Raw genomic sequence first — 20,531 nt, 5'->3', positions numbered from 1 at the left:
TATGAAATATTGTGCAAGGGCATTGTCATCTGTCAGCCATGTTCCAAATTTGGATCGAATTGAGGCGAATTAAGCAAAATGCACGCCAACTTTTCGTTTTTAGTGCATTTATCACTGAAGAATCGGAAAAATGCGCAGGAACTGGACTGAATTTTCAAGATATAACGGATAACAGAAACACTGTAAATAAAAAATGCATTAAAATGGTGCAATATTTAAATCATTCAGCCTGAATGGTTGTATTTTGGTGCATTATGCAAAGAGTCGGCTATTTCTCTATTTTTATGCAAAGAAAAGTCATACAATACGCGCATTCTAGTGGAGTGCAGATTCTATGAAATCCCCCAAAGTCGGTTTTGTTTCTTTAGGTTGTCCTAAGGCATTGGTAGATTCCGAACGAATTTTAACTCAGTTAAAAACTGAAGGTTATGATGTCGCATCTGATTATGAAGGTGCTGACTTAGTTGTTGTCAATACATGTGGTTTTATTGAATCTGCAGTACAAGAGTCCTTAGACGCGATTGGCGAAGCCATGAATGCCAATGGTCGTGTCATTGTGACAGGTTGCTTGGGTAAAGATGAAGATAAAATTCGTCAAATGCATCCCAACGTATTAAAAGTGACTGGCGCGGCTGCTTATCAGGACGTGATGGAAGCGGTGCATCAATATGTTCCTGAGCCACCAAAACATAATCCATTTATTGATTTGGTACCTGAACAAGGCATTCGTTTGACGCCTAAACATTATGCCTATCTTAAAATTTCAGAAGGCTGTAACCATCGCTGTACTTTCTGCATCATTCCAAGCATGCGTGGCGATTTAGTTTCGCGTCCTGTGGGTTCGGTATTAGAAGAAGCTGCGGCACTGAAACGTGCAGGCGTAAAAGAAGTATTGGTAATTTCTCAAGATACTTCTGCCTACGGCGTAGATACCAAATACAAATTGGACTTTTGGAACGGTCAGCCTGTTAAAACCAAATTCTATGATATGTGTGAAGCCTTAGGGCAATTGGGTATTTGGGTGCGTTTGCACTATGTCTATCCATATCCGCATGTGGATGCTGTAATTGATTTAATGGCACAAGGCAAAATTTTGCCTTATTTGGATATTCCATTCCAACATGCCAGCCCGAAAGTATTAAAGTTGATGAAGCGACCTGCGCACAGCGAAAACACGTTGGAGCGTTTAAAACTTTGGCGTGAAAAATGCCCTGAGCTGGTGATTCGTTCAACCTTTGTGGTGGGTTTTCCAGGCGAAACAGAAGAAGATTTCCAAATTTTGCTCGACTGGCTAAAAGAAGCGCAATTAGACCGTGTTGGTTGCTTTACTTATTCACCTGTTGAAGGTGCGGCAGCAAACGACTTGCCAGATCATGTGCCAGAAGAAATCAAGCAAGAACGCTATGAGCGTTTTATGCAGGTTCAGCAAGAAATTTCAGCAGCTAAACTGCAAAAACGTATTGGTCAAACCATGACCGTGTTGGTAGATGATTTGGAAGAAGAATTTCCAGTCGCAGTGGCACGTTCTTATGCAGATGCGCCAGAAATTGATGGCAACGTCTTTGTAGAAGATATTGACAAGAGCGTGATTAAAGCAGGTGATTTACTTGAAGTTGAAATTACCGATGCCGATGAATACGACTTATTTGCCAAGCTGATTCAGGTCAAATCTGCATAATGCTTTGCAGATTTGGATTGCTAGCTGTAAGCCATACAAATTGTAAAAAATTAAAGTTTAGAATTTAGAATTGGAGTAATGACAATGTTAGATTCAAAAAAGCCACGTTATGCACGTATCTTGTTGAAACTATCGGGTGAGGCACTTGCGGGTAATAAAGACATGGGGATTGATGCGCAAGTGCTCGATCAAATGTCTTTGGCAATTGCACACTTGGTCGGTTTAGGTGTGCAAGTGGGTATTGTTGTCGGTGGTGGTAACTTATACCGTGGCAGCCAATTACAAAAAGATGGTTTAGTCGGCCGTGTAACAGGCGACCAAATGGGTATGTTGGCAACGGTGATGAACGGTTTAGCCATGCGTGATGCCTTGGTGCGCCGTAACATCAAAACCCGTTTAATGTCTGCATTGCCTATTGGTACAGTGGTTGAGTCTTACTCAAGCCGTGATGCGATTCGTCACCTGACTCAAGGTGAAGTGTGTGTGTTCGTTGCGGGTACAGGCAATCCATTCTTTACCACAGATACAGCAGCATGTTTACGTGGTATCGAAATTGAAGCTAACTTGATCTTAAAAGCGACCAAAGTAGATGGCGTATATAACAAAGATCCAAGCAAATACGAAGATGCGGTGAAATATGACACACTTACATTTGACCAGGTGTTGGATGAAAAATTAGGTGTTATGGATTTAACTGCAATCTGCTTATGCCGCGATCACAATGTGCCGTTGCAAGTTTTTGATATGAATAAAGCAGGTGCATTGCTTTCTGTAGTGATGGGCGAAAAAGAAGGAACTCACGTTACGAACTAATGTACGTGAGCCACAAAGCTCTTTATACTACGGTTTAATTTAACCCTATATTTTGACTCAAATTTTAGAATACAGTAAGGAAGATCTTATGATTAACGATCTTAAAAAAGACAGCGAAGAACGTATGAGCAAGACTTTAGAGTCTTTAGAACATGGTTTTGCCAAAGTACGTACAGGTCGTGCACATCCATCAATTTTAAATGGTGTGATGGTTTCTTACTACGGTTCCGATGTGCCACTTAACCAAGTAGCCAACATTGGTGTAGAAGATTCACGTACCTTATTGGTTCAGCCATTTGAGCGTTCAATGGTGTCTGCAATTGATAAAGCAATTCGTGAGTCAGATTTGGGTCTAAACCCAATCACAGCCGATGCAATTCGTGTACCGCTTGCAGCATTGACTGAAGAAACTCGTCGTGACATGCAAAAAGTTGCGCGTTCTGAAGCAGAAAATGCCAAAGTTGCTATTCGTAACATCCGCCGTGATGTATTGGGCGACATCAAAGCATTATTGAAAGAAAAAGAAATTTCTGAAGATGATGAGCGCCGTGCAGCAGATGACATCCAAAAAATCACAGACAAATACGTTGCAGAAGTAGACAAGCGTCTTGCTGCAAAAGAAGCTGAGTTGATGAAGGTCTAATCAATGACCACATCGGAAGACAGCGCGTCTTTGCCAAAACATGTTGCCATCATTATGGATGGCAACAATCGTTTTGCAAAAAAAAATCAAATGCAAAAAGGGGAAGGACATCGCTCTGGTAAAGATGTACTTGACCCGATTGTTGAACATTGTAGAAAAAAACACATTCAAGCTTTAACCGTTTTTGCTTTTTCGAGTGAAAACTGGAATCGTCCGCAGTTTGAAGTGGATTTACTCATGCAATTGCTGGAAACCACAATTCATGAGCAATTACCACGCATGGAAAAATTCAATATTGCCTTACGTTTTATTGGTGACCGTTCACGTTTGTCGCCGCATTTGCGTGAGTTAATGTTGCATGCCGAACAAAGGACTGCTAATTTCAACAGCATGACACTCACAATTGCCATTAGTTATGGTGGTATGTGGGATATGGCACAAGCTGCAAAACAAATTGCTGCAGATGTTGTGGCGCATAAAATTGATATTGAACAAATAGATACACAACTTTTTGGTCAATATGTCAGTCTGGCAGACCTACCACCTGTCGATCTGTTGATTCGTACAGGTGGCGATTTTAGATTGTCCAACTTTTTACTTTGGCAAGCTGCGTATGCTGAATTGTATTTTACCCAAACCTTGTGGCCTGAATTTAGCATAGAAGAATTTGACGATGCACTGGCAGTATTTGGTGGTCGCGAACGTCGTTTTGGTAAAACTTCTGAGCAAATTCAACAAGAGAAAATTGAGAATTAATACATGTTAGAGCGGATTATTACCGCATTGGTATTGGTTGCTGTGGTGTTGAGTTGTATGTTTGCAACTCAGTCGCACTATCCAATGTTTATGCTGATGATTGTTGCAGCAGGGGTTGCGGGCTATGAGTGGTTCAAACTCATGCCAAGAAAAACTAAATATGTCCTCAAACCTGTGGCTTGGGGCTTTGGTGTATTGACTGCCGCTTTGGCAGCAATGGCACTTTATTTTAGTGATATTGCCTTGTTACTTTGGGCAGCTTCTATTTTGACATGGTTACTCAGTATTTATTGGGTCAAGTCTTATCCAGAATACGATGCATGGTATAACCCAAGCTTAAGTTTTATTGGTTTTATTCTAATTTCTGCTGCGGTCACTGCAATTTTTTCCGTATGGAATAGTTCGCCGTGGTGGTTAATGTACTTGTTCTTGTTGGTTTGGGGTGCAGACTCAGGTGCTTATTTTGTTGGACGCAAACTAGGCAAGAAAAAACTTGCACCAAATGTCAGTCCAAACAAGTCAGTAGAAGGCTTATATGGCGGTGTGTTTACAGCCATGCTAATTGTGATTGTTGTCGAAGTGGTGTATTTGGACCTAACTTTGGCACAACATATTTTATTTTTGATTCTTTCGGTATTTACGGTATTTAGCTCAGTATTGGGCGATCTGTTTGAATCCATGATCAAGCGCCGTGCAGGTATTAAAGACTCTGGGCGAGTTTTGCCAGGTCATGGTGGTGTGCTAGATCGGATTGATTCTTTACTTGCAGCAGCTCCAATTTTTGCTGCAGGTATGTATGTTTTAAAACTTATTGGCGTAGATTTATAAATGTCACAAGCTGTTTGTATCTTGGGTGTGACAGGTTCAATTGGACAAAGCACCCTAAAAGTACTGCAACAACATCCTGAGCAGTATTCAGTTTTTGCCGTGACGGCACATAGCCGAATTCAAGAACTGGTTCAAATATGCAAACAGTACCATCCTAAAATTGTGGTTGTACCTGCGGCAAAAGTTGATGAATTGCAGCAGTTACTTGCACAGCAACACATTTCAGGGATTGAAATTTTAAGCGATGAGGCGGGTTTAATCGCAGTTGCCGAACATCCTGAAGTGGATGTGGTCATGGCAGCTATTGTAGGTGCTGCAGGCTTATTGCCAACATTGGCAGCAGTTAAAGCAGGTAAGCGTGTATTATTGGCCAATAAAGAAGCCTTGGTGATGTCGGGTGATATCATGATGCAGGCAGCACGTGAACATGGCGCTTTGTTGTTGCCAGTAGACTCTGAACATAATGCGATTTTTCAGTGTTTACCTGAACATTATTTACAAGCAGAACGCAATGGACAGCCTAAATTGGGCGTATCACAAATTTTATTGACCGCTTCAGGTGGCCCATTTTTAAAACATAGCCTAGAAGAATTACAACACGTTACTCCTGCACAAGCCTGCAAACATCCAAACTGGTCTATGGGACAAAAAATTTCAGTTGATTCTGCAACCTTAATGAATAAAGGGTTGGAATTAATCGAAGCGTGCCATCTTTTTGCAATTTCAGAACATTTTGTTACAGTCGTTGTGCATCCACAGAGTATTATTCACTCCATGGTTCAATATGTGGATGGTTCAACTTTGGCGCAAATGGGTAATCCTGATATGTGTACGCCAATTGCGCATGCTTTGGCGTGGCCGCAGCGTATCCAAACGCATGTTCCGCCTTTAGATTTGTTTGTCAATCATCAGCTTGATTTTCAAGCACCCGATACCACCCGTTTTCCTGCTTTAAGTCTGGCACGTCAAGCCATGCAAGAAGGTGGTTTAGCACCTGCTATTTTAAACGCAGCAAACGAAATTGCAGTTGCAGCATTCTTGCAGCAAAAAATTCGTTTTACCGAAATCGCGACAGTGGTTGAGCATACCCTGAACCAAATACAAAATTCAGCCGCAGAAAGCATTGAACTGATTTTGCAGGCAGACCAAAATGCCCGTGCTGTTGCACAGCATTTTGTGTTGAATAAAGGAAGCTAAAGCATGAGTGCCTTATTTATTGTGGTTGCAGCGATTCTTTTGCTAGGACCTTTAATTGCAATTCATGAGTTTGGGCACTACTTTGTTGCACGTAAATTAGGTGTCAAAGTTTTGGTGTATTCCATCGGCTTTGGACCGACCATTTTAAAATGGACTTCTAAAAAATCGGGGATTCAATATCAGCTTTCGGCATTGCCTTTGGGTGGCTATGTCAAAATGCTAGATGAACGCGAAGAAAGCGTTGCAGAAGAAGACCTACCTTATGCCTTTAACCGTCAGCATCCGTGGAAACGTATTGCGATTGTGGCAGCAGGTCCGTTAATCAACCTGATTTTTGCCATATTATTGTTCTGGCTATTATTTTTACCCTCTCAAGAACAGTTGAATACCCGTGTGGGTAAGGTACTGGCAGATACACCTGCGGCGGCAGCGCAAATGCAAGTAGGTGATAAGATTACCGCCATTGATGGTACGCCTGTGACGACATGGGAAAAGCTGAACTTTGCCTTGGTAGATCGTGTAGGTGAAACAGGCAAGATTCAGGTACAGGCCGAACGTGCAGGTGAAATCAAAACATTTAGCTTACCCATTCAAAATTTCTTAAATGATCAATCCCAATCACCTTTAGATATCTTGGGTTTTACACCGTATCGCCCACAAATTCCTGCAATTGTCAGTAAGTTAAGTGAAGATGGTGCGGCCATTCGTCAAGGTATGCAAGTCGGCGATCAAATTATTGCGATTGATGGCGTCAAAATGAATGACTGGTACGATGTGGTACAAGTTGTTCAAGCATCGCCAGAAAAATTACTGAAAGTAGATGTGCTGCGTAACAATCAAGTACAGCAACTGGAAGTGATGCCGCAAGGCAAACGTGACAATATGGGCAATGTTTCGGGTGTATTGGGTGTGCAAAGTGATCCTGGAAAAATTGTCATTCCAGAAGATTTTAAGCAAACCATTCAATACAGCCCGAGTGAAGCTTTATTTATGGCGGTAGATAAAACAGGTCAGCTGTCTAGCATGATTCTGAATTCTATTGTCAAAATGGTACGTGGTTTAATTGGTTTAGATAACTTATCAGGCCCAATTACTATTGCCAAAGTCGCAGGGCAAAGTGCGGAAATGGGGTGGCAAACTTTTATTTCCTTTATGGCACTTATGAGCGTAAGCTTAGGAATTCTAAATTTATTGCCAATTCCAATGTTGGATGGCGGGCATTTAGTTTATTATTTTATCGAGCTGATTCGTGGAAAACCTGTTTCTGAACAAATACAATTAGTTGGTTTAAAAATTGGTATGGTACTGCTTGGAAGTATGATGCTCCTTGCATTATTTAATGACATTATGCGTTTATAACAACGTAGATACGAAATAAATTTAACACTGGAAAAGACTGGCATGCAGCACACACATTTATTTATGCCCTTGGCACTGGTTAGTGCAATGGCGGCAACACAACAAGTATATGCAGCAGATGAATTTATTGCGCGAGATATAAAAATAGATGGTCTTGTTCGTTTAACGCCAGCCAATGTCTATGGAATGATTCCAGTGAATAGTGGTGATCGTGTCAATGAAGCAGTGTTGGCCAATGCGATTCGTTCACTCTATGCCACAGGTTTGTTTGATGACATTCAGGCCAGTCGTGAAGCCGACACTTTAGTGTTTAAAGTGGTTGAGCGCCCAATCATTTCTAAGGTTGAATTTAAAGGCAATAAACTGATTCCAAAAGAAGCGTTGGAAGATGGTTTAAAGAAAATGGGTGTGGCTGAAGGTGAAGTACTGAAAAAGTCAGCACTACAAACTTTAGAATCTGAACTTGAACAGCAGTATATGCAGCAAGGTCGTTATGATGCGGATGTACGTGTCATTACCACAGCACGTCCAAATAACCGTGTAGATTTAACTGTAGAGTTTGTTGAAGGCAAAGCTGCCAAAGTGGTAGATATCAACATCATTGGTAATACGGTATTTAAAGAAAGCGACATTAAGCAGGCGTTTGCAGTTAAAGAAAGTAGCTGGAGTTCGATTGTTACCCGTAATGACCGCTATGCACGCGAAAAAATGGCAGCAAGCTTGGAAGCATTACGTGCGTTATATCTTAATAAAGGTTATATCAACTTCAATATCACTAACTCTAGCTTGAATTTGAGCGAAGACAAAAAGCATATTTTTGTTGAAGTTTCGGTGGATGAAGGCGAGCAATTCAAGTTTGGCGAAAGCAAGTTCTTGGGCGATGCTTTATACAAACCAGAAGAACTTACGGCACTGAAAATTTATAAAGATGGTGAAACCTATTCACAAGAAAAAGTGAATGCGGTGAAACAATTGTTGCTGCGTAAATATGGTAATGCAGGCTATTACTATGCCGAAGTGAATATTGTTCCGCAAATTGACAAAGAAACTAAACTGGTCGATTTAAACTACTACATTAATCCAGGTCAGCAAGTTACAGTGCGTCGTATTAACTTCGCAGGTAACAGTAAAACTGCCGATGAAGTGCTACGTCGTGAAATGCGTCAAATGGAAGGCGCATTGGCAAGCAATGAAAAAATTGACTTGTCTAAAGTTCGTTTAGAACGTACAGGTTTCTTTAAAACCGTCGATGTTAAGCCAGTACGTATTCCTAATGTGCCAGACCAAATTGACTTAAATGTTAATGTAGAAGAACAGCACTCAGGTACCAGTACTTTAGCGGTAGGTTTCTCGCAAAGCGGTGGTGTGACGTTCCAAGCTGGTTTAAGCCAAACTAACTTCTTAGGTACGGGTAATTCGGTTTCGATTGATTTATCACGTTCTGAAACACAAGATTACTATAACCTGAGTGTGACTGATCCATACTTCACGATTGATGGTGTGCGTCGTGGTTACAACATGTACTACCGTAAAACCAAGTTAGATGATAACTATAACGTTAACAACTATGTGACTGACAGTTTAGGTGGTGGAATTAACTTCGGTTACCCAATTGATGAAAACCAAAGCATTAGTGCAGGTTTAAACATTGATCAGACCGAAGTAACCACAGGTCCTTATGTTTCAACTTATGTCGCAGACTATTTAGAGCGCCATGGGGGTAAAGAAACCAAAAGTGACGAATATTGTCCAGATGATTTAGTCCCTATTAAAGATGCAAATGGTGATGTAGTAGGGTATGAGCCTTGTGCAAATCCAATTCCTTACGGCAAAGAATTTAAAGGTGATTTCCTTACGTATAACCTAAATTTAGGTTGGTCATACAACACTTTAAATCGTCCGATTTTCCCAACCAATGGTATGTCGCATCGTGTTAATGCTGAAATTGCTTTACCCGGTAGTGATGTGGAATTCCAAAAAGTGACCTATGATGCACAGGCTTATATGCCATTAGGTCATGATTTTGTCTTACGTGGCTACGGTAAGTTAGGTTTTGGTAATGACTTACCGTTCTATAAGAACTTCTATGCAGGTGGTTATGGTTCAGTACGTGGTTATGACAACAGCACCTTAGGCCCGAAATATCCAGGTGTTTATTTCTCTGATACAAGTCAAACGGATCGCTCACCTGAAGAAGTTGGTGGTAATGCTCTAGTACAGTTCGGTACAGAATTGGCTCTACCAGTGCCATTTAAAGGAGATTGGACGCGTCAAGTCCGTCCAGTAATTTTTGCAGAAGGCGCACAAGTTTTTGATACTCAGTGTAATGTTTCTGATTCAAATATTTTTGTGAATGGTGCTTCTGTGAATGCCAAGCAATATTGTAAAGACAATTATGGCTTCGACTTCGGTGAAATGCGTTATAGCGTGGGTGTAGGCTTTACTTGGATTACCATGATTGGCCCATTATCACTCAGCTATGCGTATCCGTTGAATGATAAACAAGGCGATGACACTAAAAATATCCAATTCGAAATTGGTCGTACTTTCTAAGTACGACCCATGTTGGATTGTTTAAACACAGGATGTAGCACATGAAAAAAACAATATTGAGTTTGGCATTGTTGGGTTTATCTACAATGGCTGCAGTAGCACATGCTGCAGGCTATGGTGTGGTAAGTTTAGAGCGTGTTGTAGAAAATAGCAGTTATCTCAAACAGCAAAATCTCGCTTTGCAACAGTCTGTCAAACCACAAACCACTAAGCTTGAGCAACTGACAAAAGAGTTAGAAACCATGCAGCAACGCGCGCAACAGACTACGAATTTATCAGACGCTGAAAAGCAAAAAATGAATACACAGTTTCAAGCCAAATTGAAAGAATTTAATAGTTTGCAACAAGCGGTACAAACTAGTGTCCAGTCAGAATTGCACAAAATTAACGATGGTTTTGAAACTCGTTTAAAGCAAGTTGCTGAACAATTGCGTAAAGAAAATGGTTTAGATGTGGTTTTGAATAAAAACTCAGCACTTGCCTATGACCCGAAGTATGATTTAACTGATAAAATGATCCAAAAGGTCAACGCACTTAAATAATCAATGAGTTCCCAATATTATCGCTTAGAAGAAATTGCTGGTTTAGTTCAAGGTCAATGCATTGGACAAGCCGATTTACGTTTGCAAGGTTTGGCAAGCCTTGAGTCTGCTCAGGCGCATCAACTTGCATTCGTGAATGGCGATAAATATTTAGCGCAAGCACGTAGCTCTCAGGCGGGGGCTTTAATTGTGACCGCTTCACTACAAGCCGAGTTAGACAATCATCACAACTTTATTGTGGTCGATAATCCGTATTTAGCTTTTGCAATTTTAACCCATGTATTTGAGCGTAAGCATACGCAACGTGGTATAGAAAGCACAGCCCAAATCCATCCATCAGCCATCATCGCCGATAGTGCTTATATTGGTCATTACGTCGTAATTGGTGAAAATTGTGTGGTGGGTGACAATACGATTGTGCAATCGCACTGTAAAATTGATGACTTTGTCGAAATTGGTCAACAGTGTTTTATTGATTCACACGTGACTTTGACAGGCGCAGCCAAGCTTGGACATCGTGTGCGCATACACGCCAATACTGTAATTGGCAGTGAAGGCTTTGGCTTTGCACCTTATCAAGGCAAATGGCATCGTATTGCACAGTTGGGTTCGGTGATTATTGGCAATGACGTTCGTATTGGCTCGAATTGCAGCGTAGATCGCGGTGCACTAAATGATACAATTTTGGAAGATGGTGTCATTATTGATAACCTTGTGCAAATCGCACATAACGTCAAATTAGGTGCTCATACGGCCATTGCAGCAAAAACTGCCGTGGCTGGAAGTGTGACAATTGGCAAAAACTGTATCATTGGTGGTGGAAGTGCAATTTCAGGGCACTTAAATATTGCTGATAATGTGACTTTGACAGGAATGTCAATGGTCACAAATAATATTTCTGAATCAGGAAAATATTCGTCAGGTATAGGCTTGTTTGAAAATCAAAAGTGGAAACGTACTGTTGTGCGCCTCAGACAATTAGCAGATGTGCCATTGACCCAATTGGTGAAAAGACTTGATGATATGCAATCTCAAATTGAGTCCCTTGAATCAACTTTTAAATTGCGTAAATAATTATGATGACTGAGTCGAATTCTAGCACCTTCACTAAACCTGAATTGCCAATGCACATTCAAACCATTCGTGAATATTTACCCCATCGCTATCCGTTTTTATTAGTAGACCGTATTGTAGAAGTCACTGATAACGGTATCGTGGGTTATAAAAACGTATCTATCAATGAAGAATTCTTGCAAGGACACTTCCCGAATTATCCGATCATGCCGGGTGTTTTAATCGTTGAAGCGATGGCACAAGTGTCGGGTATTTTAGGTTTTATCATGAATAATGAGAAACCGAGCGCAGGTTCTTTGTTCCTTTTTGCAGGCGCAGAAAAAGTTCGATTTAAAAAACAAGTCGTTGCAGGCGATCAACTTGTATTAAAATCTGAATTAGTTATGCAAAAACGAGGCATTTACAAATATAATTGTATCGCCACCGTTGATGGCGTCGTCGCAGCAACCGCGGAAATTATGGTTTCGCATCAGAAAACAGAGCAAGCATGAGCAATAACCCACTCATTCACCCAACCGCTATTATTGACTCATCTGCAGTAATCGCTTCAGATGTCACGATTGGTCCATACTGTATTATTGGCCCAAATGTAACGATTGGTGAGGGTACAAAACTTCATTCGCATGTGGTGATTGGTGGTTACACCCGTATTGGTCAGCACAATGAAATTTTCCAGTTCGCCAGCGTAGGTGAGGTCTGTCAGGACTTAAAATATGCAGGTGAGGAAACTTGGCTAGAAATTGGTGATCACAACAAAATTCGTGAACACTGCAGTTTGCATCGTGGTACGGTGCAAGACAATAGCCTGACCAAAATTGGTAGTCACAACTTACTTATGGTCAATACGCATATCGCACATGACTGTATGGTGGGTGATCACAATATTTTTGCCAATAACGTGGGTGTGGCAGGTCATGTGCATGTTGGGGATTATGTGGTTGTCGGTGGAAACTCTGGTATTCACCAATTCTGTAAAATTGACTCTTATAGCATGATTGGTGGTGCATCGCTCATTCTTAAAGATGTGCCTGCGTATGTCATGGTTTCTGGTAATCCTGCACATGCATTTGCAATGAATGTGGAAGGAATGCGTCGTAAAGGCTGGTCGAAGGATGTGATTCAAGGTCTTCGTGAAGCCTTTAAACTCATTTACAAATCTGGATTAACCACTGAGCAAGCCATTCAGCAAATTCGCATTGATATTTTGCCAAATGTGGCAGAAGCGCAGCGTTTAATTGATTCTTTAGAGCAATCTGAACGTGGTATTGTGCGTTAAGCTTTGAGTTTGTCGAATGCGGCAAGCTTCAGAATATTAAAAGACATCCTCGGATGTCTTTTTTATTGGCTTATTTAAAGAATCTTGCTTCTTCAGACTTTGGGTATTGGCTCAGAATTTTACTTTTGTATTGCGCTGCCAAAGCAGGTTTGTGATCTACATCTTGCGCAATACTATATAAACGATATAGGGCACTTGATGCTTTTGCAGATTGGGGATACTTTGTTGCTACAATTTCAAAATTCTTTTTGGCTTCGGTGTAATTGGTTGGCTCAATTGCTAAATTAAATTCAGCTAACCAAAAATACGCATTGCTGATATACACACTGTTTGGGTGGTTTTTAATAAAGTTTTGCATAGGTGCAATCGCTTTTTTGGCGCCACCTTGTTTATAGGCATCCAATGCAACAGTATAGGCTGCTTTTTCCAGCTCAATATTGGTATTTAAACCTTGAGCTGTTGGACTCACATGCGTTGTATTTTGCACAGATTGCGTGGCATTGTTGTTTAACTGGTTGTTGCTGGCGCTGGGTGCAGTATCTTTTTGGTTATCCTCCTCAGCGGCAGGAGCAGATTCAGGGTCTATTTTTTGTTGGAGCAGTTCTAGACGTTGATCTAAATCGGTATAGCGATTTTGCAATTCATGTTTGAGCTGCGCAATTTCATTGTCTTGTTCTTCAATTTTGCCACGTAACTGGCGGATGTCATTTTCAAGTTGCTGATTTTTTTGCATCAACTGCCAATTGATATTGGTGGGTACATTAGCAGTTGCCATATTACTCGTTGCAATCGCAGGGCTATTGGCATAGCCAGCACTGCTTTGGCTGAGGTTGTGGCTTTCAATTGGAATATTGGCAAATACAGACGTTGAGCACAGTAGGGCAAGAGCACAAAGTGCATGCTTTTTTAGCATAATTGAATATCCATCTTAATCTTGTATAAGTGAGTCCTTGTAAGCGTATTGGACTCAACCTGTTGATTTAGTCATTTTCCACATTTAAAACGTCCGCGCGTGGAATTGCAATAAGCTTTTACAAACTTATCATCAATCTCAGCGCAATATGGGTAAATCTAGGATTTAAATCTCAAAATAATTTTATGATGGTTTAGTTAGACTAAGTTTTGAATTTTAAGTGAGGTTATTCTATAAATGTCTTCAATTGTTTTTAAAATAATCAATTGGATAGCATTATAAAAGGAAATACAGAACAACGCTTGCAAGTTTGTTAAAAATCTCTATACTCTGTTTTTGCAATGGTAGCCCTGCTGGTTACTTCGCAATTGTACTCTACGAACCCCGTCAGGACCGGAAGGTAGCAGCGGTAGTGGAACTATGATGTGCCGAAGGCTTGCTGGTAGGGTTGCCACCAGTTTTGAAATAATAATTCTATTTATCTTCTACTTATTTTGATCTTATATCCACTATTTTAAAAATCCTGCTCTTTCCTACGAATTGCTTTCATAATCGCATCCATATCAAAGCCCCGATACTGTAAAAAACGAATTTGTTTGGCTTTAAGTTTTGGCTCGTTTGCGACTTCTGTGCCGAATTTTTTCACTTTCAGTTGATAGGCTTGTTCTGTCCAATCAGTTTCTTTAAGTTCTTCTGAAATTAAACTGCTATCCACTTTTTTGTTTTTAAGTGTCATTTTAATGCGATTTGGGCCTTTACCTTGGCGCTTTTGGCTAGCCAGTAACATTTCTGCAAGACGCTGATCACTCTGATAATTTTCGCGTGCCAGTTCATTGACTAATTCAATCACTTCATCACGGTTTTCTGCATATAAAGCCAATTTTTCAATTAAGTCATTTTTAGAATATTCTTTACGCGTTAAGACAGCAAAGGCGTAGCTGCGTAGACGAGAACCTGTTAGTCCTGGGCGTTTGTTTTGCTGTTCGTCTTGGTCTTCATTGTGATTGTGTTCTTGATCATCAATGGCTTCCGTATGAGCAGGGTATTGTTTATTAATGTTAGGCGCAGAATTTGAGGCAAAATGCAGGGCAGACGTTGTTTCGGAATATATCTGCTCAGTTCGGCTACATGATTGCTCATCTTCGCCAAATTGTTGTTTTAGCGCAGCATAATCAATCAGTTTGGGGAATTTATTTTCAGACATGGTAATGCTTCCATATACAATAAAACGCTCCGTAGAGCGTTCTATTTAATTCAGTTTGTTGTGTTCATCTTAGCGCATGCTTTAAACATCAAGTAAGTCGAATTCTTCTTCGTCTTTATCTTCTACAGGTGCAGCTTGACCTGTCGTGAGTAGTTGTTCACGAATAATCGCTTCGATGCCTTTAGCAAGCTCTGGATGTTCTTCAAGATGGCGAATGGTGTTGTTTTTACCTTGACCAATTTTATCGCCTTGATAAGAATACCAAGCACCAGCTTTTTGCACGATATTTTGTTGAACAGCTAAATCGACCAGCTCGCCCAAATGGTTAACACCTTTACCGTAAAGAATTTGGAACAATGCTTCTTTAAATGGAGGTGCCATTTTGTTTTTCACAACTTTGACTTTGGTTTCAGAACCAATAATCTCGTCACCTTCTTTCACTTGACCTACACGGCGAATATCTAAACGAACAGAAGCATAGAACTTCAATGCGTTACCACCAGTTGTGGTTTCTGGGCTACCAAACATTACACCAATTTTCATACGAATTTGGTTAATGAAGATCACCATACAGTTCGAGCGTTTGGCATTACCTGTGATTTTACGCAAGGCTTGGCTCATTAAGCGCGCTTGTAAGCCCATGTGTGAATCACCCATTTCACCCTCAATCTCGGCGCGAGGGGTTAAGGCAGCCACGGAGTCGACTACAATCATGTCAATTGCACCAGAACGTACCAACATATCGGCAATTTCAAGGGCTTGTTCACCGTTGTCTGGTTGCGATACTAAAAGATTGTCAATATCTACACCAAGTTTACGTGCATATTGAGGATCAAGCGCGTGTTCGGCATCAATAAAGGCACAAGTTCCACCAGCTTTTTGACATTCTGCAATGGCTTGCAAGGTCATAGTCGTTTTACCTGATGATTCAGGGCCGTAAATTTCAATGATACGACCTTTAGGTAAGCCACCAATACCCAATGCAATATCTAGGGTCAATGAGCCTGTAGATACGGCTTCTACCGCTTGCACAGTGTTGTCACCAAGACGCATGACTGTGTTCTTACCAAATTGCTTTTCAATCTGGCTTAACGCAGCGTTTAACGCCTTGCTTTTATTCTCATCCATCTTACAACCTCAATACGATGTCACGAAACAATATACTCAAGTGGATGCATTTACTTAAATCTTTTCCACATGCAATATAGTGACAGAATTTGTCCTGTAGTTCTATTTATATCACGGGCTGTACGACAGCCTGTGACGCTCTATTTAATCATCATTATATGACCAAAATTGGTCAAATTGCTGATCATTCTCTTGTTTAAATTTGCTGATGTCACGACGGTCTTTTTTACTTGGTCGATGATCAGGTCGTGCTAGATTATGCAACTTTCTTTGGGTCGCAATCAATTCCCTGCGTGCAATACTCACTTCAGTTTCTTCATAAAGTTGCTGAGCGATGGGCGCAGGGCCACGTACGCCAGATAATGCCTTGACCAATACGGTTTTCTTATCAAAACCTTGTTGAATGGTCAGCTCAGTTCCTACACGAATTTCTTTGGAAACTTTAACACGCTCGCCATTGTGGTGTACTTTGCCGCCTTCAATGGCAGCTTTTGCAATAGAGCGAGTCTTGAAAAAACGTGCAGCCCATAGCCATTTATCAATTCGGATCGTTTCGATGGCTTCGTGGGACGAAGTTTTAGGCATATTTTTGAGTGTCCTCAAATTGTTCTAAGATAGGAATTAAATCAGTTAATTGGTGCAACATAGGGTAATTACAAGTCTGACGCGCAGGTTTTGCTGAGGATGGCTGGGCAATACTATATAAGTGTCCAATCCCAAAGGCTTTAGCACCATTAAGCACCTTTTCGGTGTCATCTATAAAATAGCAATCTTCAGGATTAAATGCATGTTGTTGTTGCAATGTTTGCCAAAATTCAACGCGCTCTTTGGCATAACCAATACTTTCAGAACTAACAATCACTTCAAAATACTTTGCTAAACCTGTATGTGCTAATTTAAAGTCTAAACCTGCACAATCGGCATTGGTGGTGAGCCAAATGTGATAGCCATTATTTTTTAAATATTCCAGTAATTCAATAGCTTGTGGACGCAGCATGACTTGGTCTTTATATTCAAGTTGCAGAGTAAGCATATCTACACCCACTTTGGCCGTCCAAAAACGAGAGGAATACCACTCTAAGGTATGGCTATGCGCTTGATAAAAATCGTATAAAATTTCTTTGCTGCGTTCTAAAGAGCAAGCGTGTAATTCTGCATAGCGAATAGGCAGTTGTTCATTCCAAATAAAATCATCATAAGCGAGATCTAACAGCGTTCCGTCCATGTCAAACATGATGATATTTTTGTGCATTTAGATATCCTAAACCATAAAGCAATTGCCAAAAGGCAAATAAAACTGGCTCATTTAAACATGCTTGAGGCATAACTCAAAATGCTGTCTGATTATTCGCCAAATTGTGTTAGGCTAAACAGATAAGCACTGTGCAGGTGTTGCATATAAATAGGTGAGATGGGGCAGTTGTAAAAAGTAACTGTAGTGTTCACAAAAAACAATTTTTTTGACATATTTCTGTATTTGTTTGTCTGTATAAGCATAGAAATTGAGTGGTAAATTTTTTAAATTAGGGAGCTAGTAATGGCTGAACAACAGTATTTAGATTTAAAACACTTAGATAAACAACTCGATGAGTTTGAGAAAAAGAAGAAAAAAATTAAGAAAATGCGTATCGGCTATAAATTATTTGCGCATTTAATGGGCGATGAAAAATTCGCCCATCATGTTTCAGAGTCGGCATTAAACCCAGATAAACGTAGTTATCGTAAAGTGAAAATTAAAATTACCTCAGATGAAGGGGAGTTAACTTTTTTGGAAAAGGATTGATTAATTTTTGATTTAAAATCTAGGTTGATTTTTATTATGTGTACAAATTTGTGTACCTTTAAATCTAGCCCGATTGATGCAGATCGGGCTTTTTTATACCTTAATTCTATGAATGGTTTGGAATGAATTGGAATTCTTTTATAAGTCAAAATTTGATCATAAATCATTAGTAAAATTAGTATTGAAAGTTTCTTCTCTTGCGCCATGTATGGCTCAAGATGAGGAATATTCCGCAAGAGGATGAGGGTGCTGAATTAGAGGCTTAAAATCATGTATGAAAAAAACTTATTTCAGAGGAAGTACAGTTATTTCGTTTGTTTAAATAAAATGCATCAAGTTGTCATAATCTGCACTTAAGCTATTCAGCAAACTCAGTGAAATGTAATAGGTCGTGTTTAGTCTATTTCAGTATAAGTTCTGTATATAAATGTGGCAAAGTGCGCTCAAATGTTACGCTTTAACTATCAAAAGAGGCATGAATATGACAGAACGATACCTGAGAATATTGACAATTTTTCATGATTAAATAAATTTAAAAGGAATTGTGATGTCTATTTTAGGAATTGCCATTACCACTATTTTGGGTTTATTGGGTATTGCTGCAATTATTATTGGTTTTTTTGGTGGTGAAACTTATTTGGTGATTGTGGCTATTTTATTATTGGTTAGTGGTGCACTCACTTTATCGATGTTTAAAAAAAGATTATCCAATCCATTTAAAGATTAATTAACTAAGCACTCAATAAATAAAAAACTCAAGTAAAAATGAATTGCCTTGACACATAAAGTCTTGATTTAGCATATCTAGCCACTAAATTTTATCTACGCATCAGCCGTAAATTTTATTACAATGTTTTTATGAAAGTAATGAAAAATTAGACCTTTAGATACAGTCTAAAAAGGATAGTTATGTTTATAAAAACAAAGGCGCCAACGCATACTTTAATTTTACAGTTATTGCCAATCGTGCAGCAGGCGTGTGAAATTTTAAATCAGGAATTTCAAGATTATTGTTCAGGTGCTGCTTTTGATGTAGAAAAGAAAACTGATGATTCTCCTGTTACGCAAGCCGATTATCGAGTCAATTATTATTTAATGCAGGCTTTGGCAAAAATCTCCAATTTACCTGTGTTGTCCGAAGAAGGTGAGCAAGACCAACGTCAGCAATGGCAGCAATTTTGGTTGCTTGATCCTTTAGATGGCACGAAAGAGTTTTTACATCAACGTCCTGAATTTACCATTAATTTAAGTTTAATTTGTGGTGTGCAAACAACTTTTGCAGTACTTGCAGTACCAGGCGAGCAAACTATTTATTTTTGTCCTGAACAGGGTATGCCATTGAAATATCATATTTTAACTCAGCAATGGTATCTCTATCAGTCTGAACCCACGGTAACATCTTCAGTTCTAAAAATTGGATTAAGCCACAGTAGTCAAAAAAAATCACACTATGCAGACTATTTAAAAAGCTTGGCGCAGTTGACCAATTTTGAAGAACTAAAAGCAGGTAGTGCTTATAAATTCTGCATGATTTTGGAAGATCGTGTCGATATTTACCCACGTTTTCATCCGACTTCTGAGTGGGACACCAGTGCAGGACAATGTTTATTGGAACGAATAGGTGGTGGATTGGTCGATTTTCAGGGGCGGGCATTTTTATATAATCAGCGCGATACATTGTTAAATGGTGGTTTTATCGCCTATAAAAATACGCAGATGAAACAGATTGCCTTACAAGCACTTGGACTTATGGCGAAGTCAGATTGAGCAAAGTGCTGAACATGGTATAGTGTCAAGCAACCAAGTTAAAATTTTGGCTAGATCATGGCATTAGAACTACTCCCTGCAAGTATGCTTAAAGCAATTGATTTATTGCCTGATGCTCAGACGCCTGTGACTTTGTTTACCCGTCATTCTATTCGTGAAATTGTCGTTGGTCAGGGTTTGGCTGGCTATAATTTACAATTGACCGAACAAGGTCGCGATTTAGCCGAAGCATGGGGAGGCTACTTGGTTGGAAATACAGATCGGGTGATTCAACACTGTATTTCAAGTCCTATTCAGCGTTGTGTCGATACGGCTGCTTTAATGATTCGTGGGGCAGATGGCATTACCCTCGAACCCAATACCCATCACATTGAAATTATAGAACAAGGTTTATTGGTGGAACCAGGAAGCTTTGTACTTGATATCAAACAGGCAGGCCCATATTTTCAGAAACAGGGTGCTTTAGGCTTTATTAATAGTTTTGTGAATAATGCCTTGCCCGGCATGAAACATCCGATTCATGGTGTCGTGGATGTCCTTGAGCTGATTTATAACACCCATCCAACCAACCAATACGGACTGAGTTTGGCTGTGAGTCATGATACGATTTTAGCTGCAATTATCGCGGTAATTTCTGGACGTAATGAAGTCACGCAAGCCGATTGGCCAGACATGATGGAAGGTTTATTCGTTTGGTTTGAAGGTGATGAGTTTTTAGAATCCAAGCTAAAATGGATTTGGCGCGGTCAGATTCACACTTTAGATATCTCGCAATTTCGTCAGAAAGTTTAAGCAGAACATTGAACGCATATTCTAGTGCTATCCATTCAGTACGATAGAATACCGTCTGTCAGAAATTAAAAAAAATAATTCAAATTTTATTCTCTTTTGGTAATACCCCCATTTTTAATTGAATTAATGGGTAGAAAATCTAAAGCCTTGTTATTGTTTAAAAATAGGTGGACAACCATTTACTGACATATGAGGTCGTTCATGATTATAAAAGTACTGCCAGTC

21 protein-coding genes and 1 other RNA gene are annotated in these 20,531 nt (G+C 39.9%); 17 read left to right on the top strand and 5 right to left on the bottom strand.

Translation table 11 applies throughout. The features are described 5' to 3' along the window. Positions 1-334: 334 nt before the first annotated feature. From rimO to lpxA, 12 genes are all read left to right on the top strand, one after another. A complete protein-coding gene (rimO, locus tag FTU39_RS09105) occupies positions 335-1,678 on the top strand; it encodes a 30S ribosomal protein S12 methylthiotransferase RimO (protein WP_096901422.1) in 1,344 nt (447 codons plus the stop codon). A gap of 84 nt (positions 1,679-1,762) precedes the next feature. Next, positions 1,763-2,491, top strand: coding sequence for a UMP kinase (gene pyrH, locus FTU39_RS09100; protein ID WP_004976712.1), 729 nt, complete (start codon positions 1,763-1,765; stop codon positions 2,489-2,491). 88 nt (positions 2,492-2,579) lie between these two features. Continuing rightward, entirely contained in the window at positions 2,580-3,134 is a 555-nt protein-coding gene (frr, locus tag FTU39_RS09095) for a ribosome recycling factor (RefSeq protein ID WP_004976711.1), read from the top strand. A 3-nt stretch (positions 3,135-3,137) separates the two neighbouring features. Beyond that, positions 3,138-3,890, top strand: a complete 753-nt coding sequence (gene uppS / locus FTU39_RS09090) for a polyprenyl diphosphate synthase (protein ID WP_004976709.1) — start codon at positions 3,138-3,140, stop codon at positions 3,888-3,890. 3 nt (positions 3,891-3,893) lie between these two features. After that, the gene (locus tag FTU39_RS09085) at positions 3,894-4,718 is read left to right on the top strand and encodes a phosphatidate cytidylyltransferase (RefSeq protein WP_004976707.1); all 825 of its coding nucleotides are present in this window, start codon (positions 3,894-3,896) and stop codon (positions 4,716-4,718) included. Next, positions 4,719-5,915, top strand: coding sequence for a 1-deoxy-D-xylulose-5-phosphate reductoisomerase (ispC, locus tag FTU39_RS09080; protein ID WP_180052076.1), 1,197 nt, complete (start codon positions 4,719-4,721; stop codon positions 5,913-5,915). Positions 5,916-5,918: 3 nt separating this feature from the next. Next, positions 5,919-7,274: an RIP metalloprotease RseP gene (rseP, locus tag FTU39_RS09075; protein ID WP_180052075.1), complete on the top strand. Its 1,356-nt coding sequence runs from the start codon at positions 5,919-5,921 to the stop codon at positions 7,272-7,274. Positions 7,275-7,316: 42 nt separating this feature from the next. Further along, a complete protein-coding gene (gene bamA, locus FTU39_RS09070) occupies positions 7,317-9,827 on the top strand; it encodes an outer membrane protein assembly factor BamA (protein ID WP_180052074.1) in 2,511 nt (836 codons plus the stop codon). Positions 9,828-9,868: 41 nt separating this feature from the next. Continuing rightward, positions 9,869-10,369 (top strand): OmpH family outer membrane protein, encoded by a 501-nt coding sequence (locus FTU39_RS09065; RefSeq protein WP_004976699.1) that lies wholly within the window; start codon positions 9,869-9,871, stop codon positions 10,367-10,369. 3 nt (positions 10,370-10,372) lie between these two features. Next, complete coding sequence (gene lpxD, locus FTU39_RS09060; RefSeq protein ID WP_180044309.1) at positions 10,373-11,443, top strand: UDP-3-O-(3-hydroxymyristoyl)glucosamine N-acyltransferase; 1,071 nt, start codon at positions 10,373-10,375, stop codon at positions 11,441-11,443. Positions 11,444-11,445: 2 nt separating this feature from the next. Then, entirely contained in the window at positions 11,446-11,934 is a 489-nt protein-coding gene (gene fabZ / locus FTU39_RS09055) for a 3-hydroxyacyl-ACP dehydratase FabZ (RefSeq protein WP_004976697.1), read from the top strand. Next, the gene (gene lpxA / locus FTU39_RS09050; protein WP_004976696.1) at positions 11,931-12,719 is read left to right on the top strand and encodes an acyl-ACP--UDP-N-acetylglucosamine O-acyltransferase; all 789 of its coding nucleotides are present in this window, start codon (positions 11,931-11,933) and stop codon (positions 12,717-12,719) included. The genes fabZ and lpxA overlap by 4 nt, the downstream gene beginning before the upstream one ends. 70 nt (positions 12,720-12,789) lie before the next feature. Here lpxA and FTU39_RS09045 read toward each other — a convergent pair whose 3' ends face one another. Beyond that, the gene (locus tag FTU39_RS09045; RefSeq protein WP_180050935.1) at positions 12,790-13,635 is read right to left on the bottom strand and encodes a YbgF trimerization domain-containing protein; all 846 of its coding nucleotides are present in this window, start codon (positions 13,633-13,635) and stop codon (positions 12,790-12,792) included. 348 nt (positions 13,636-13,983) lie between these two features. Between FTU39_RS09045 and ffs the strand changes: the two genes are divergently transcribed. Continuing rightward, positions 13,984-14,080: signal recognition particle sRNA small type (ffs, locus tag FTU39_RS09040), an RNA gene on the top strand. A gap of 66 nt (positions 14,081-14,146) precedes the next feature. Here ffs and FTU39_RS09035 read toward each other — a convergent pair. From FTU39_RS09035 to FTU39_RS09020, 4 genes are all read right to left on the bottom strand, one after another. Next, the gene (locus FTU39_RS09035; RefSeq protein ID WP_180052073.1) at positions 14,147-14,836 is read right to left on the bottom strand and encodes a regulatory protein RecX; all 690 of its coding nucleotides are present in this window, start codon (positions 14,834-14,836) and stop codon (positions 14,147-14,149) included. 81 nt (positions 14,837-14,917) lie between these two features. Further along, entirely contained in the window at positions 14,918-15,964 is a 1,047-nt protein-coding gene (gene recA / locus FTU39_RS09030; RefSeq protein ID WP_004976691.1) for a recombinase RecA, read from the bottom strand. Between the two features lie 144 nt (positions 15,965-16,108). Further along, positions 16,109-16,549 carry an RNA-binding S4 domain-containing protein gene (locus tag FTU39_RS09025; protein ID WP_019836488.1) on the bottom strand — a complete coding sequence of 147 codons (441 nt, stop codon included), beginning with the start codon at positions 16,547-16,549 and terminating at the stop codon, positions 16,109-16,111. Next, the gene (locus FTU39_RS09020; protein ID WP_180052072.1) at positions 16,542-17,216 is read right to left on the bottom strand and encodes an HAD-IA family hydrolase; all 675 of its coding nucleotides are present in this window, start codon (positions 17,214-17,216) and stop codon (positions 16,542-16,544) included. Before FTU39_RS09020 ends, FTU39_RS09025 begins: the two co-directional genes overlap by 8 nt. Positions 17,217-17,501: 285 nt before the next feature. Between FTU39_RS09020 and FTU39_RS09015 the strand changes: the two genes are divergently transcribed. The 4 genes from FTU39_RS09015 (at position 17,502) to FTU39_RS09000 (ending at position 20,306) form a co-directional block, all read left to right on the top strand. After that, positions 17,502-17,747, top strand: a complete 246-nt coding sequence (locus FTU39_RS09015; protein ID WP_004976684.1) for a hypothetical protein — start codon at positions 17,502-17,504, stop codon at positions 17,745-17,747. 547 nt (positions 17,748-18,294) lie between these two features. Continuing rightward, positions 18,295-18,474, top strand: a complete 180-nt coding sequence (locus FTU39_RS09010) for a hypothetical protein (RefSeq protein WP_180052071.1) — start codon at positions 18,295-18,297, stop codon at positions 18,472-18,474. A 182-nt stretch (positions 18,475-18,656) separates the two neighbouring features. Beyond that, positions 18,657-19,514 (top strand): 3'(2'),5'-bisphosphate nucleotidase CysQ, encoded by an 858-nt coding sequence (locus FTU39_RS09005; RefSeq protein WP_131261461.1) that lies wholly within the window; start codon positions 18,657-18,659, stop codon positions 19,512-19,514. A gap of 57 nt (positions 19,515-19,571) precedes the next feature. After that, the gene (locus tag FTU39_RS09000) at positions 19,572-20,306 is read left to right on the top strand and encodes a histidine phosphatase family protein (protein WP_004976677.1); all 735 of its coding nucleotides are present in this window, start codon (positions 19,572-19,574) and stop codon (positions 20,304-20,306) included. Positions 20,307-20,531 lie beyond the last annotated feature (225 nt).

The sequence above is a fragment of the Acinetobacter sp. YH12099 genome, assembly GCF_013419195.1.
Taxonomy (GTDB): Bacteria; Pseudomonadota; Gammaproteobacteria; order Pseudomonadales; family Moraxellaceae; genus Acinetobacter; species Acinetobacter towneri.
The sequence above is the reverse complement of the archived record's forward strand: the minus strand, read 5'-3'. Positions and strand labels throughout refer to the sequence as shown.